Raw genomic sequence first — 14,712 nt, 5'->3', positions numbered from 1 at the left:
GCGAGGCTTTCGCTTAGCCTCTTTGGTTTATATTATTCGGATCTCCCTGCGGTAATCTTGATCTCGAGTGCGATTACCCAGGGAAAACCAAATTTGAATGTGACTTCTAAGTTCTTTATTTCGAGCTTAGAAGTCTTTTTTAGTTTAGCCATTAAGCTTAAACCCCCTTTCTATTCTCAATTTTGCTTTCCTCCTTTCTTTAGCTTACATAAGTATAATATTCCTTTTTAAAAGGGAAGTAAATTATTTTTTCCATTTTATTTGAACTTTTTTCAATTTGAAACGGAATGATGATATTATATAGTTGTAAATTACTTTATGGAGAAAGGAATAATACTTATGGGACGAAATGTTTCTACGCCTCAAGAAATAGAAGCACGCAAAAATATAGCCAATAATTTAAACAGATTACTTAATAAATCTGGCTTTAAAAAAATAGATATTATAAAAGACACTAAGATTCCTAAAACTAGTCTTTATAATTATTTTTCTGGGGATGCTTTGCCTTCTGAGCATAACGTTGAAAAACTCGCTAGCTTTTTCCACGTCGATAAATCTGAAATAGACCCTAGATACAGCGATTCAACCGCTCCAAATGATTCTCATCCCGACATTGACGATACCCTTTACTACAACGGTAAAGAAGTTCCTGATAAGTACAAGAAAATTATCAAAGACTTAATGGATATGGATGATTAACTATGGACGATTTTACATTTGACTACCTATTAAGCTTGGCTAAAGACCTGAAAATTAAGGTCGTTAAACGTTTTACTGATAAATATGGCAATCCTCTTCCTAATGACATGCCTTCCGCTTCCGACGCATATAGAAGAAAAATAATCATCAACATGAACTGGCACGACCCGAGAGAGCTTTCCTTAGTATTAGGCCACGAAATATCCCACGTAATTAATGGTGATACCGGTATATGCTACTATACTTCCTTTTCTAAAATAAAAACTGAATCTGCTGCTAACAAACTAGCTATCAGAATGATAATGGATTACTACTTCGATGAAATGGATCCTGAAACGATTAATATTGATGCTTTTATGGATTATTACGCTATCCCCCACTCTTATTACGACTACATATGCAGCAACCTAAAAGAAAACTTCGCATACATTATTGAATAATAAAAAGCCACCCTTTTAGGTGGCTGGAAAGGAATTATTATGGAAAATAAGACAATCAAAGAATATATCTACTTAGATGAACAAGAACTAAATTCAATTCTTGCTCAATTTGAAAATGGAATTCCACAAGTTATTCAAAGTCTCATTCAAGAATCGAAAGGAAGTTCAAATTCAGATAAACAAATTAAGAGTAAGAATGCAAATATAGGCGTTTCAGCTGGCTTCCACGGGGATATCAGCGAAACCAGTTCAGATGAAGCAGGATCTTCAAATTCAAATGTACATATGACTCAAGAAGCTATAACAACTGTCTACAATGATTATGCTATTGATATTGTTACTAAAGAATTGGATTCTAGTAAACTATTGAAAACAACCACTAAGCAAGAAGAAGGAGCATTTGTTGAACTCTGTTCCAAATTTACAATAATAGACCCTGTATCTATGGGACAAAAAGATGATCTAGCATCACTTATGGATTTAGCTAAGAGTGTATCGGATAATAATAAACCTAATGAATCCGATGAAGGTTCTATTGATATATTTGCTAAAGTAAATACGGTATTCAATACCCTATTTCCAAAAACAACATTAATTAAGACAAATAATGCTTTAACGATTGCAGACAGCGATATGTTTAGAATCAATAAAACTCAATTGAAATTTTTATCTTTCAGTAAAAATAGAAAAATCACCATTTTAGGAAGAGTTCAAACTAAATTGGAAGAAAAAGATTTCGATTTTCCTGAAAATACAAACATATCAGAAATCTTGCCTAGATTAGGTTTAATAGCACTTCAGTCCTTGGATCTGTTAAAGACTAACGATGCAATCATACGCCCAATAGCTATTTATTTTGAATAAGAAATCTCTTTTTTACCCTATCTTCTAATTCTTTATTCTGCTTGATTAGTTCTTTCTGATTCTTTTTATTTAATTCCATATTTTTTTGCACTCGATGATGAAACTCTTTATGTTCTTTTTCCATTTTATAAAAAGTGTTCAGAAATGGTTTAAAAGGCCTCATAAGTATCACCTACTATCCATTAATCTAATTATAACAAAATAAGCCTCTTCCAAGCCATAGAAATAGGCTTTAACTTAACTTGTTTGTTGCATAATAATACAACACTTATAAATAATACTACCCTAACAGGTGGTAGCAAAAAGCGGACACCCCTTTGGATTTTGGGCGCCCGTTGCACTGACGCGTATTATCGTTAATTTAAAATAAAAAATCCACCCCTGTACTAGCAGAAGTGGATCATGCTAAATAAAAAACATTTATCTTTTTATTTTAGCATTGTTGTAACTAGAATGGAGGTATTATTTATGTCGATTTATAAGCGTGGCAAAACTTGGACAGTTCAAATGGTTTGGTACGTGTTAGATCCATCAACAAAAACGGGTAAAAAGAAACAGTACAAAACAAAAGGTGGTTTCAAAACAAAAGCTGAGGCTAAACAGTGGGAAGCTGAGCAAACTATTGCTAAAAAAGAAAAAAAGATCAGTAATCAAAATCCCGTTTTCTCTGATTATTTTTGGGAATGGTCCAAAATTTATAGAATACCTCTTTTAGAAAAAAATACTATTCGAAAATACGAATACACCAGACGAGTTCTAGAACAATATTTTGGTCAAACTAAGATTAATTCCATTACTCGGACTAGTTTCCAAAAGTTTTTGAATGATTACGGCGCTAACCGATCCAAAGCAACGGTTTTAAAAACTTACCGGTTAGTTAAAGCCAGTGTGTTAGATGCATATGATGAAGGTCTTTTGTCTGAAAATTTCATTCGAAAAACACAGCCAGTGTGGAATGAAACTAAAACACTTAAAATTGAATACCTTTCAATTGCTGAAATTCAACAATTAAACAAACAATTGAAAGATACATTACATCCCTCTTTTACCAGCAAATATATAATCATTACTGCAATATATACCGGCATGAGAATTGGCGAAATTATGGCTCTGAAGTGGTCAGATCTTGATAGGATAAACCATACCATTCGTATTCAAAAATCGTGGGATTACGTCCATAATGAGCTTAAAAAGACAAAAAATAATTCATCAGTCCGAATTATAAAAATTCCCGAATCACTAATTGAGATTTTGAATCAGCTTCAAAATAATCATCAAGAATTTATTTTTGCTCATAAAAATGGCAAACTACCTAGCAACAACGCAGTAAATAAATGTCTCAAAGAAAATATGAAAAAAATTGGGATTGTTAAAAAGAACTTTCATTTCCATAGCCTCAGACACTGCCATGTGGCTTACTTACACGCTATGCATGTAGACTGGTATGAGATATCTAAACGCTTAGGACATTCATCAGTAGCTTTTACGATGGAACAATATGCTTATTTGATAGATGAAATGAGTGCTCAGCAGGATAAGTATGTAGTTAGCGTTTTAAATAATCTTGATAATCCTGATAAAGAGTTACAGCTTGTTAGACAAGATGTTAGACAAAATCAAAAATAATATGATTTTTCATGATATTATCTTACTAAGAAATACTAATCTAGAGCTATTTAGCCATTATATAAAATTATTAATGATCTTTTTCGGGGCATATATTTGTGGATAAGTGCTGATATATCAGCACTTATTTTTATTTTGTGGATCAAACAAAAAAGCAATCGACTCTCGTCAATCACTTTATAATTTTCAACCGATTTTACTTATTTGCTTGTACCTGAGCTTGTGCATTTTTGATGATCTCAGCTACTTCTTTTTGCCAAGCACCATAGTCAGAATTAAATTGTTCCATTGTTGGTACTTGCGCATTTACATCACTTAAAGTAACCACTGATTGTGGAATAAATGCAATTGCTGGAACAAGGTTATCTTGTCTTGGAATCAAGAAAATATACATTGGAAGGTTCACATTATTACCTTGTGTATCTTGTAATGGTAAGTTAGTTTGCCCTGCAATTGTAATTTCTTGGTTGGCAGGGATTTGGTCTGTTGATTTAGTCAACTTAGCCTTACCATCAGCAACTTGAGAAATAGCGTAGTAATATGACGCATCTTTAACCTTACCATTAACTACCTTTGTATATTTAGGAATATCAACCGTTACTTTGGTTGGTGTTGAAACTACCTTTAAATATGCTGGCAATGATGGGACTTTCTTAGCCTTAGCGTAGCTAGCTTTAATAGCTAAGCTCTTCTTTAAATTGGAGTCCACTCCAAGGAAGTAATACTTAGTTTTTCCCTTCTTTAAATAGAAGAATGTTTTTAGCTTAGCGCCCCTTCTTACACCAGCATTAGGTACACGTTTGAGACTAGTAATTTTACCAGTCTTTTTGTTGTATTTGACTGTATAAATTGGCGCGTTTTTCTTAACAACTAATTGTACTGAAGGAGCAGCCTTAGCCTTACTTGTCGTAGTTGCAGCATATGCTGGATTTACTTGTGCATAAGTACCACTAACGCCTAAAAAAACAGCTGCTGCAAAGATTTTAAATAGTTTTTTTTTCTTCATTTTCTTTCCTCTTACTTATAAAACTTATTCCTTATTCCATGATAGCTTATTATCATGTGATAGTAAAATTTAATCTTTAGCGTTAATAGTATGAAACAAAATCATATTAATTTTTCTTAACCATTTGCAGTTGTACACAGCGCTTACATAATTAATAATCAAAAGTTAAATAAATACGTTTACTCATATGAAACGTGGAACTACTATTACATTGGTGTTTTCAATACTTTTACACATATATTCTTAAATCTATTCCGTTAAATCTGAATATTGAGTATCATCTACAGCATCGAACCAAGTGGTCGTTCCTTCTCCAACCATAATTGCCAAATGAGCAAACCATGAATTGTTACTTGCTCCATGCCAATGTTTGGTATGCGGTTCTACAATAACAACGTCACCAGGTAGCAATTTTCGCGCTACTTTACCTTGCTCTTGATACCACCCTTCACCAGCAACTGCAATCAGAATTTGTACTATTGAATGTTCATGCCAATTATTACGACATCCTGGTTCAAAGGTAACATTAGAAATATTCACATTGCTGTTCTTACTATTTGCTAAAGCTTTCAAATAACTATTTCCTACAAAATATTTCGCATAGGTCGCATTTAAATCGCCAAAGCCAAATACGCTATTTTTAGTTTCATGTTCGTTGTTCATCTCAATCTTCTCCTTTACTTACATTTATCATTATTCTAGCTTTAAACTTTAAAATTCAAAAATATCGATTTGTAGTAACTAATAATAACTAATTGTTATGGCTCGTTCCTATCTCTGTAATCGCTTTCAAAATTAACGAAAATGTGATATAGTGAATATGTAAAAAAGTTCGAGTATTTTTGAAAAGAAGATGACTTATTATGACTACTTGGTTAATTGGTAGCATATTTTTAGTAATTGAGCTGATCGGTGTAATTTTATTAAGCTCTTTTGATCCTCGTTGAGTAAGAATGTATTAAAAAAATCCCTGTTCCTAATTGAACAAGGATTTTTCTTTTCGCTTGAAAAAATTAATTATTCAAAGATTTCTTCAACGTCGATAACAACTACCTTAGCGTTTGGGAAACCTGCTTCTTCAGCAACCTTCTTACCGTATTCGTCACCATCGTGAACGTGTGCGGTACCCTTTACACGTACGTTAGTGTGAGTAGGAACATCAGCAACAACAACAGCAGCCTTTGAACCATTCAATAAGTTTTCGTAAGCATGTGCTTGGGTCTTTTCTAAGTATTGCAAGTGACTTTCGTCAAGAACTTGCATAGATGCCTTAGGACCAACTTGAGGTTCACCATTAGCATCAACAGTTGCCAAGTATGCTAAATGATCCTTGAAAAAGTCTTGTTGTGCTTGAGTAAGCTTGTTTGAATCTAATTTCTTCATAAAAAATGACATCCTTCCTGTATTTACAATTATTTCTGAAATTATTATCTCTCAAAACTAAATCAAAATAATTGATCTAGATCAAGAAAACAACAATTTCTTTATCTGCTAATTATTGTATCCTTTTATCTTAAATTCTTAAATTAATATGCTCAGAAAAACAAAAATTTTTTCAAAAGAAAAACGCTAACATACGTTAGCGCTTAAGATGTAATTTTAATAATATCCGATCAGCTTTATTTCCAAGAATCTTTTGGAATAGCCCTGTTTTGATCGTCAAAAAGCCATAAACTAGTACACCAACTAGAACAGCAACCATCACTAGAATAAAGGCCGATACTCGATGTTCTGGAGACAAGAAATTACCAGCTAATTTGGTAACTAATTCTACTGCTAAAAACATGATAATAGAGAAAACCGTAATTCCAATAAATCTTCTACTTGTTCGATTCAAATTGAAATTAAAACCAAGCTCTAAATGTTTAATTGTCAGTGCAATAATTACTAGCATCCCTAAATTAGTCGAAATCAACGGACCATAGATTCTAAACAGATAGATCATCGGAAATTGCATTATTCCTTTAATGACCAAACCTAGAATCAAATATTTAATCGCTAAGAAGTTTTCTGATAATCCCTGTAAAATTGCCATCAACACTGTAAATAATCCTAACGAAATTGCTGTAAATGCCGATAAATATAGAACATCAGTACCTAAAATATCCGGTCCATAAAAGACGGTATATATCGGTTGAGCAATTGCAGCCATACCAAAGGCTGCTGGGATCATTACAAATAAGAACAGGTCTAAGATGCTTCCAATTTGTTTAGCAATGCTACGATAGTTTTTAGTCGCATGAGCAGCAGATAACAGAGGAATTGCCGTAACCGCCATGGCACTTGCTAGAGAAATGATAATCATAATCAACTTATTAGCATTTAAAGAGAATAGTGCATACCAGCCCTCAATCGTATCTGAACTCGCAAGCACAAATTTAGCAATCATTGGATGAAACGTATACTGATCAATCAAATAGAACAGTTGAATTCCAGCATCGATAATTATAAATGGAATAGCCTGTTCGATGATCTCTACGAATAAAGAACTAGTTGAAACTTCAATTTCATTATTGGAATTTTCAACTAATTGATCCATTTCAGCTTTTCGAGACAATAAAAACCAAGCTAAAATTAAGATTCCAAAAATTGCACCAACTGCAGCTGCTAAATTCGATTGAATTACTGCATTCACATATGAACCGTGTTGCATTTGCATAATAATGAAAGCGGTAGCCAACATCCAAATCACTCTGGCTAATTGCTCAATAAATTGCGAGAAGGCCGATGGCATCATATCAGCATAGCCTTGGAAATATCCTCGCATGATACTTAGAACTGGAATCAGCAGAATTGCATATGATAGACTTCGCATTACTGCAATTTGATTAGGATCACTTTGACTCCCATTAGAAGCTAAAACCGGCGCTGCTAAGTACATTACAGCTGCGGACAAGACTCCTAGTATTATCATCAGGCTTAAACCACGATGAAAGAGCTTTCGACCGACCCCATATTCATTGATCGCATTATATTTGGCAACTTGTTTAGCAATGGCTCCAGGTATTCCAGCTGTAGAAATTAAAATAAAAATACTGTAGATATTATAACTTCTAGCTGTAAGGGCATTGGCAATATTTCCATAATGCCCCATCCAGGCATACCAAGGAATAATATACAATGCTCCCAGTATTCTTGAAGCGATCGACCCAAAAGTCATCCAAGCAGAACCCGTAATAAAAGTGTTCTGGGTATTATTTTCTTCCAAATTATCTCGTTTCATTTGTCGTCCCTAAAAATAACATATATATACTTAGTTTGAACTATTTGTCAGCTTCGTTGGTAATATTCAGGTATATTTTTAGGAAATCTTAACTTATTTGGCAACAATATTTACGATCTTATTTGGAACAACAATAACTTTCTTGATTTCTTTGCCTTCTAAGAATTTTTGCACATGTGGCATTTCAAGCGCTTCTTTTTCAAGCGTTTCCTTATCCGTATCCTTTGCAACTTCAAACTTACCACGAAGTTTACCATTTACTTGGACCATAACTTCAACAGTTGCTTCAACTAATTTTGCAGCATCATAAGTTGGCCATTGAGCGTAAGAAATAGATTCTTTATGACCAAAAATTGACCAAATTTCTTCCATCATATGAGGAGCAACTGGGGCTAATAACTTCACAAATCCTTCTGCATATTCCATCGGAATAGTCTTAGCTTTTTGTGCTGCATTCACAAAAATCATCATTTGTGAAATAGCGGTATTGAAATGCAGGTCTTCAAAGTCTTCAGTAACTTTCTTGACGGTTTCATTATAAACCTTATCTAATTCACCATCATTTTCAGCCACGATCTTTTCTTGAGGAATTGCTTGTAAATCTAAATCATTTACAAACAGACGCCAAATACGATCTAAGAATTTCTTAGTAGAAGCAGGACCATTGTCATCCCAATCAATCGATGCATCTAAAGGCCCCATGAACATTTCGTACATTCTAAGTGAGTCTGCACCATATTCTTCAATAACATCATCTGGATTGACAACGTTACCCTTAGATTTAGACATCTTGTCATGATCCTTCAAAATCAAACCTTGGTTGTATAATCTTTGGAATGGTTCTTTTGTAGGCACTACTCCTAAATCATAAAGTACCTTGTGCCAGAATCTTGCATACAACAAGTGTCTTACTGCGTGTTCAGCACCACCGATATACAGATCAACAGGCAACCATTGCTTTAATAAATCATAATCTGCTAACTTTTGATCATTGTGTGGATCAATATAACGTAAGTAGTACCAAGATGATCCAGCCCAGTTTGGCATAGTGTTGGTTTCTCTACGGCCTTTTCGACCATTCTCGTCAACCACATTTATCCAATCAGTCAAGTTAGCAAGCGGACTTTCTGGTGTACCTGATGGCTTAATATCAGTAGCATGTGGTAAGCGTAAAGGTAATTCGTCTTCAGGGACTAAAGTAGTTTCTCCATCTTCCCAATGAATTACAGGAATTGGTTCTCCCCAATAACGCTGACGGCTGAAATCCCAGTCACGAAGCTTATAATTTACTTTCTTTTGGCCAATATGGTGGTCTTCCAACCATTCAACCATCTTTTTCTTAGCTTCTTCGACATTCAATCCATCTAAGAATTCAGAATTAATATGAATGCCGTCTTCCGTAAAGGCTGCTTCTTCAAGATTTCCGCCTTCGATTACTCGTTTTAGTGGTAATTCATATTTTTTAGCAAATTCATAATCACGCTCATCATGAGCAGGAACTGCCATTACTGCACCTGTACCGTAACTAGCGAGCACATAATCTGAAATCCAGATTGGAACTTCTACACCATTAACTGGATTAATAGCATATGCACCTGTGAATACACCAGTTTTATCCTTATTTAGATCAGTTCTTTCAAGATCTGATTTAGATTCGATTTGCTTAATGTAGGCATCAACTGCTTCACGGTATTCATCAGTTACAATTTCTTGTACTAATTTACTTTCTGGGGCTAGAACAATGTAGCTTACTCCAAATAAAGTATCTGGGCGCGTCGTAAAGACATCAAAAGTTTGATCACTGTCTTTAACTTTGAAAGTAACTTGAGCACCAACTGAACGACCAATCCAATTGCGTTGCATTTCTTTAACTGGTTCAGGCCAATCTAAGTCATCCAAATCTTCCAACAATCTGTCTGCGTATGCAGTCATTTTTAACATCCATTGACGCATGTTTCGACGATATACTGGGAAGCCCCCACGTTCAGTCTTACCATCGACTACTTCTTCGTTAGCTACGACAGTACCTAAATCTGGTGACCAGTTGACAGGAACTTCTGCTTCATATGCCAAACCACGTTTGTACATTTGTTCAAATACCCACTGAGTCCACTTGTAGAAACCAGGATCACTAGTTCTTACTTCACGATCCCAATCGTAAGAAAAACCTAAAGTATTCAATTGGCGCTTGAAATTAGCGATATTACGATCAGTAACTTCTGCTGGATCTTGTCCAGTTTTTAATGCATATTGTTCTGTTGGCAAACCAAATGCATCCCAGCCCATAGGGTGTAACACGTTATATCCTTGAGCCCGCTTCATTCTTGAAACAATATCGGTTGCAGTATAACCTTCTGGGTGTCCTACATGAAGTCCTTTACCTGATGGAAATGGGAACATATCTAATGCATAGAAGTTTTTCTTCTTAGGATCAGTACCAGTTTTAAAAGTTTCGTGTTCTGCCCAGTACTTTTGCCATTTCTTTTCAACAACTTTGTGGTTGTACATTTTTACCTCCATAAAAAAATCCTATGATTAAAAAATCATAGGACGAATCACCGTGGTACCACCTAGGTTTCGCATTATCTGCGACACTTATTAGTACCTTAGGGCGATACTAAACCTTCGACTAATCCAAATGGACGAGTTCACAATTCCATTCTAAGACTTCTCACCAACCAGTCTCTCTCTGAAGAATTTTCTTGTTACTACTTCCTAGTCTTTATTTTCTTAACAATTATGATTATAATTTACCACAAACAGTTAAAAATACAAGGAGAAAAATTTTCGTGAATGATTTAAAACCAAAATATCATGATACTTTGGCTATCGGTTCAGTCTTTTTTACTATTTATGCAATCTGGGCTATTCTTGTTTCTAGCAGTAGTAGTTTGATCCATAATTTCGATCAGGCTATCATCAATCTGGTTTACAACAATAATACTAGCCAAATAGCTTTAGCAAAAATAGTTACTAAAGTTGGTAATACTAGTACTATTGTCATCTTGACAGTAATCATCGTGATCATCCTAATTGTATTTAGAAAATATGCCTATGCCCTATTTGTTGCTGGGACAATGGCTGCAAGCAATGGATATAATTGGATTATCAAACATGCAGTTCAACGAACTCGACCAAGTGTCAAACATCTGGTATACGCAGATGGCTTTAGCTTTCCATCGGGACACTCTGTTGGAAGTGCCGCTTTGTTTGGGGTATTGATTGTGCTAACAATTCTTTTGGTAAAAAGTAAGGGATGGAGAACTTGCTTGATTATCATTTGGGCGCTTTTCCCATTAGTTATTGGTTATACTCGTATTTACCTACATGTTCATTTCCCATCTGATGTTTTTGGTGGATGGATCGAAGGAATTACTTTTGTACTTTTAGGTTACTCGATTCTTTACCACTTATATCTAAATCGACAAAATAAAGGTTAAACACAAAAGCAACGAAATTTAGATCAAACGATCAAATTTCGTTGCTTTTTTAATTATGACTAGCACTGGTAAATTTATGGTTACGGTATATCTGATTAATCATTAAAGATATAACCAATACAACTAACGAACCAATGTAGACGCCTTTAAGTCCACTTAATAAAATTTTTCTTAATTGCGGAATGACATTTGTTGCCAACTCCTTAGCTTGTTCTGCAGATACAATTTTATTCATCATTGCCTGATTTAAATTGTGATTAGCTGCAATTTGTTTACCAATTATGCTGTTAAATAAAATTCCATAAACCGAGATCATCATTGTTTGACCTAAATATTTCATCAACGTATTAAATCCGGTCGCAATCCCAACTTGTTTTTTAGATACTAGAATTTGTGAGTCAATTTGACTAGCTGTGATGATAGCACCAAAAGCAAAGCCATTAAAAACTGCAATTAAACAAAATACCCAAAATGGAGTATTGACTGTCGCTAAAAGCAAGGCAATATCCGCCAGAATCAAAATCAGGTGCATGAAGTTAAAGGTATGTTTGATTCCGATGCGACTTAAGATGCCACCTACAAAGAACGAACCCACGATCCACATTAACGAACTAGGGGTGACAGCGAATCCAGCAATTGAAGCACTTGTTCCATTAACGCCTTGCATCCATGTAGGAATATAGAACTCAAAGCCAATTACTACACCTGATACTATTAGTGTAATCAAATTAACTGCCAAAAATTCGCGATCAGCTAAAATCTGTAATGGCATAATTGGATCTTCAGCACGTTTTTCAACCAAAACAAAGATAATTGCAAAGACTACCATAAGTCCCAAAAATAGCCAATTCACGCCATTTTCTAATTCTTGTAAGAAAAGCATTAAACTTAATAGAAGGATGCTCAGAGAGGCTGTCCCTTTTAAATCAAGCTTAGATTTTTGCTTATGTTTAGGTTCATGGTGAAAAATCAACACTAATGCAAAAGCTATTAAACCTAAAGGTACATTGATCAAAAAGATCCAGTGCCACGATAGTTTTTGTACAATAAATCCACCAAGAAGCGGTGCAATAATTGATGCAACCCCCCAGAAACTAGAATTTAATCCTAGCATCTTGGCACGTTTAGTCAACTGATACATATCTGCAATGATTGTGATAGCAACTGGTTGAATAGCTCCTGACCCCAATCCTTGAATGATTCTGAAAATAATCAATTCAACCATATTTTGTGATAAGGCACATAGTGCAGAACCAATGACGAAGACTAAAATTCCAAACAAAAAAACCGGCTTTCGACCTATGCTATCAGCCAGTTTTCCATATAAAGGGGTCGAAACAGCGGTCATCAAAAGAAAAATCGATACCACCCAACTCATCATTTCTAACCCATTAAGGTCTGAAACGATAGTTGGCATTGCCGTTGATACGATTGTACCTTCAATTGCTGTCATGAATGTAGTAATAAAAATTGCAAGCGTGACAATTGACACGTTTGTTTTTTTCATTTAATTATCCCCTTTTTTATTTATTATTCTTTACAAACTCTACTAATTCAGAAACCTTATCAGTTCTCTCCCAAGGTAAATCAATATCGGTTCTACCAAAATGACCATAAGCAGCAGTTTGTTCATAAATTGGAGCACGCAAGTTAAGCATTTCAATTATGCCAGCTGGACGCAAATCGAAGATTTTTCTTACGGCTTTAGTTAATAATTCATCTGAAACTTTACCAGTTCCTGCGGTATCAATCATGATCGATACTGGATTAGCAACGCCAATAGCGTATGCAAGTTGAACTTCACATCGGTTTGCTAAATCAGCAGCTACAATATTTTTTGCTATATACCTAGCAGCATACGAAGCTGACCGGTCAACTTTAGTAGCATCCTTACCTGAAAAGGCACCACCACCATGACGGGCATAGCCACCATATGTATCAACAATGATCTTTCTACCAGTTAATCCTGAATCCCCTTTAGGACCACCAATAACAAAGCGACCGGAAGGATTAATCAAATACTTAGTATTTTCGTCAAGATATTTAGTAGGTACAACATGTTTAATAACTGATTCAACCATAGCACGATGAATTTCTTCATTACTAACTTTATCATCAGTTTGAGTTGAAATAACAATCGTATCTACTCGCTTAGGCTTATCATTATCATCATATTCAACAGTAACTTGAGCCTTAGCATCTGGACGAAGCCATTCATACGTTCCATCTTTACGCAAATCAGCAACACGTTTCATTAATTTATGTGCTAAAGAGATTGGCAAAGGCATTAATTCAGGCGTTTCTTTAATTGCAAAACCAAACATCAAACCTTGATCGCCAGCACCAATCTGGTCAAGTTTGTCAGCGCCATCTTCTTTATCACGAACTTCAAGAGAATGGTCAACACCACCAGTAATATCTGAAGATTGTTCATCGATATCAACCAATACTGCACAGTTATTGCCATCAAAACCTAATTCAGGTCTATTATATCCAATTCTAAGAACAGTCCTTCTTACAATACTTTGAACATCAACATATGCTTGAGTAGTGATTTCACCAAAAACATAAACTAATCCGGTAGTAACAATCGTTTCACAAGCAACGTGAGCATATGGATCTTGTTTCAAAATAGCATCTAAAATAGCATCTGAAATTTGATCAGCAACTTTGTCTGGATGACCTTCAGAAACTGATTCTGAAGTAAATAAATGTTTTTCCATAAAATATAGTCCCCCTGTATAGACATAGCTATTCGGTTACAAGGCATCTTCATAAAAATGAATCCTATCAGGACTTGAACCGATTATTGATATTTTTCCTCGTTCAAATTCAAAAAATAAAAAAGACTACCGATTACCGGCAGTCTTCTGAACGATGGAGGATACAGGGCTCGAACCTGTGACCTCCTGCTTGTAAGGCAGATGCTCTCCCAGCTGAGCTAATCCTCCATAGTGACCCGTACGGGATTTGAACCCATGTTACGGCCGTGAAAGGGCCGTGTCTTAACCGCTTGACCAACGGGTCATCTCACAACATTAATTATTATACAGGAATCATCTCTAAAAGCAAGTACTTTTTTAAAATAATTCCACATTTATTACCAAACAATATTTTGATAATAAATGGAGGATACAGGGCTCGAACCTGTGACCTCCTGCTTGTAAGGCAGATGCTCTCCCAGCTGAGCTAATCCTCCAGGTCACTGAACATTTCTGTTCAACGGAGTCTGAGGGATTTGAACCCTCGATACAGGTATAAGCCCGTATACATGATTTCCAATCATGCTCCTTAAGCCACTCGGACAAGACTCCATGGTTAATAATAACCATCGTAGCTCCGGCTGTCAGACTCGAACTGACGACATCTTGATTAACAGTCAAGCGCTCTACCAACTGAGCTAAGCCGGAATAT

General features: G+C 35.2%; 12 protein-coding genes, 5 tRNA genes and 1 riboswitch. Of the genes, 5 read left to right on the top strand and 12 right to left on the bottom strand.

Annotated features, from left to right (window positions below; genetic code table 11):
* Positions 1-339 precede the first annotated feature (339 nt).
* The 4 genes from BN52_RS07665 (at position 340) to BN52_RS07645 (ending at position 3,629) form a co-directional block, all read left to right on the top strand.
* Positions 340-699 carry a helix-turn-helix transcriptional regulator gene (locus tag BN52_RS07665; protein WP_008473898.1) on the top strand — a complete coding sequence of 120 codons (360 nt, stop codon included), beginning with the start codon at positions 340-342 and terminating at the stop codon, positions 697-699.
* A 2-nt stretch (positions 700-701) separates the two neighbouring features.
* Positions 702-1,139: an ImmA/IrrE family metallo-endopeptidase gene (locus BN52_RS09650; protein WP_008473897.1), complete on the top strand. Its 438-nt coding sequence runs from the start codon at positions 702-704 to the stop codon at positions 1,137-1,139.
* A gap of 39 nt (positions 1,140-1,178) precedes the next feature.
* Positions 1,179-2,003 carry a DUF6414 family protein gene (locus BN52_RS07655; protein WP_008473896.1) on the top strand — a complete coding sequence of 275 codons (825 nt, stop codon included), beginning with the start codon at positions 1,179-1,181 and terminating at the stop codon, positions 2,001-2,003.
* Positions 2,004-2,471: 468 nt separating this feature from the next.
* Positions 2,472-3,629, top strand: coding sequence for a site-specific integrase (locus tag BN52_RS07645; protein WP_008473894.1), 1,158 nt, complete (start codon positions 2,472-2,474; stop codon positions 3,627-3,629).
* Between the two features lie 196 nt (positions 3,630-3,825).
* Here the strand turns inward: BN52_RS07645 and BN52_RS07640 are convergent, their stop codons facing one another.
* From BN52_RS07640 to leuS, 5 genes are all read right to left on the bottom strand, one after another.
* Complete coding sequence (locus tag BN52_RS07640) at positions 3,826-4,635, bottom strand: hypothetical protein (protein ID WP_008473893.1); 810 nt, start codon at positions 4,633-4,635, stop codon at positions 3,826-3,828.
* Between the two features lie 249 nt (positions 4,636-4,884).
* The gene (locus BN52_RS07635) at positions 4,885-5,298 is read right to left on the bottom strand and encodes a cupin domain-containing protein (RefSeq protein ID WP_008473892.1); all 414 of its coding nucleotides are present in this window, start codon (positions 5,296-5,298) and stop codon (positions 4,885-4,887) included.
* Positions 5,299-5,652: 354 nt separating this feature from the next.
* On the bottom strand, positions 5,653-6,018 hold the full coding sequence (locus tag BN52_RS07630) for a pyridoxamine 5'-phosphate oxidase family protein (protein WP_008473891.1): 366 nt from the start codon (positions 6,016-6,018) through the stop codon (positions 5,653-5,655).
* Positions 6,019-6,214: 196 nt separating this feature from the next.
* Complete coding sequence (locus BN52_RS07625; RefSeq protein WP_008473890.1) at positions 6,215-7,858, bottom strand: putative polysaccharide biosynthesis protein; 1,644 nt, start codon at positions 7,856-7,858, stop codon at positions 6,215-6,217.
* A gap of 93 nt (positions 7,859-7,951) precedes the next feature.
* The gene (gene leuS, locus BN52_RS07620) at positions 7,952-10,366 is read right to left on the bottom strand and encodes a leucine--tRNA ligase (RefSeq protein WP_008473889.1); all 2,415 of its coding nucleotides are present in this window, start codon (positions 10,364-10,366) and stop codon (positions 7,952-7,954) included.
* A gap of 281 nt (positions 10,367-10,647) precedes the next feature.
* On the opposite strand from leuS, the gene BN52_RS07615 reads away from it, so the two are divergent.
* Positions 10,648-11,298 carry a phosphatase PAP2 family protein gene (locus BN52_RS07615; RefSeq protein WP_008473885.1) on the top strand — a complete coding sequence of 217 codons (651 nt, stop codon included), beginning with the start codon at positions 10,648-10,650 and terminating at the stop codon, positions 11,296-11,298.
* Positions 11,299-11,347: 49 nt separating this feature from the next.
* Here the strand turns inward: BN52_RS07615 and BN52_RS07610 are convergent, their stop codons facing one another.
* The 7 genes from BN52_RS07610 to BN52_RS07580 all read right to left on the bottom strand — a co-directional run bounded on the left by BN52_RS07610 (position 11,348) and on the right by BN52_RS07580 (position 14,708).
* Positions 11,348-12,805 (bottom strand): MDR family MFS transporter, encoded by a 1,458-nt coding sequence (locus BN52_RS07610; protein ID WP_040473500.1) that lies wholly within the window; start codon positions 12,803-12,805, stop codon positions 11,348-11,350.
* Positions 12,806-12,821: 16 nt separating this feature from the next.
* A complete protein-coding gene (metK, locus tag BN52_RS07605) occupies positions 12,822-14,021 on the bottom strand; it encodes a methionine adenosyltransferase (RefSeq protein WP_008473883.1) in 1,200 nt (399 codons plus the stop codon).
* A riboswitch (SMK box riboswitch) is annotated at positions 14,019-14,106 on the bottom strand. Its footprint overlaps the gene before it by 3 nt.
* A 70-nt stretch (positions 14,107-14,176) precedes the next feature.
* Positions 14,177-14,249 (bottom strand) — tRNA-Val (locus BN52_RS07600).
* Positions 14,250-14,253: 4 nt separating this feature from the next.
* A tRNA-Glu gene (locus tag BN52_RS07595) sits at positions 14,254-14,325 on the bottom strand.
* 99 nt (positions 14,326-14,424) lie between these two features.
* Positions 14,425-14,497 (bottom strand) — tRNA-Val (locus BN52_RS07590).
* 24 nt (positions 14,498-14,521) lie between these two features.
* Positions 14,522-14,612 (bottom strand) — tRNA-Ser (locus BN52_RS07585).
* Positions 14,613-14,635: 23 nt separating this feature from the next.
* Positions 14,636-14,708: transfer RNA gene (locus BN52_RS07580), tRNA-Asn, on the bottom strand.
* Positions 14,709-14,712: the final 4 nt, after the last annotated feature.

It is taken from the genome of Lactobacillus gigeriorum DSM 23908 = CRBIP 24.85, assembly GCF_000296855.1.
Classification (GTDB): Bacteria; Bacillota; Bacilli; order Lactobacillales; family Lactobacillaceae; genus Lactobacillus; species Lactobacillus gigeriorum.
Note: the sequence above shows the minus strand (reverse complement) of the source record. Positions and strands in the feature narration are given on the sequence as shown.

What these genes read in the sequence shown, in the direction of transcription:
- BN52_RS07635 (WP_008473892.1), bottom strand. Translation starts at nt 5,298, where the DNA reads ATGAACAACGAACATGAAACTAAAAATAGCGTATTTGGCTTTGGCGAT.
- metK (WP_008473883.1), bottom strand. Translation starts at nt 14,021, where the DNA reads ATGGAAAAACATTTATTTACTTCAGAATCAGTTTCTGAAGGTCATCCA.
- BN52_RS07645 (WP_008473894.1), top strand. Translation starts at nt 2,472, where the DNA reads ATGTCGATTTATAAGCGTGGCAAAACTTGGACAGTTCAAATGGTTTGG.
- BN52_RS07630 (WP_008473891.1), bottom strand. Translation starts at nt 6,018, where the DNA reads ATGAAGAAATTAGATTCAAACAAGCTTACTCAAGCACAACAAGACTTT.
- BN52_RS07640 (WP_008473893.1), bottom strand. Translation starts at nt 4,635, where the DNA reads ATGAAGAAAAAAAAACTATTTAAAATCTTTGCAGCAGCTGTTTTTTTA.
- BN52_RS07610 (WP_040473500.1), bottom strand. Translation starts at nt 12,805, where the DNA reads ATGAAAAAAACAAACGTGTCAATTGTCACGCTTGCAATTTTTATTACT.
- BN52_RS07665 (WP_008473898.1), top strand. Translation starts at nt 340, where the DNA reads ATGGGACGAAATGTTTCTACGCCTCAAGAAATAGAAGCACGCAAAAAT.
- leuS (WP_008473889.1), bottom strand. Translation starts at nt 10,366, where the DNA reads ATGTACAACCACAAAGTTGTTGAAAAGAAATGGCAAAAGTACTGGGCA.
- BN52_RS09650 (WP_008473897.1), top strand. Translation starts at nt 702, where the DNA reads ATGGACGATTTTACATTTGACTACCTATTAAGCTTGGCTAAAGACCTG.
- BN52_RS07655 (WP_008473896.1), top strand. Translation starts at nt 1,179, where the DNA reads ATGGAAAATAAGACAATCAAAGAATATATCTACTTAGATGAACAAGAA.
- BN52_RS07625 (WP_008473890.1), bottom strand. Translation starts at nt 7,858, where the DNA reads ATGAAACGAGATAATTTGGAAGAAAATAATACCCAGAACACTTTTATT.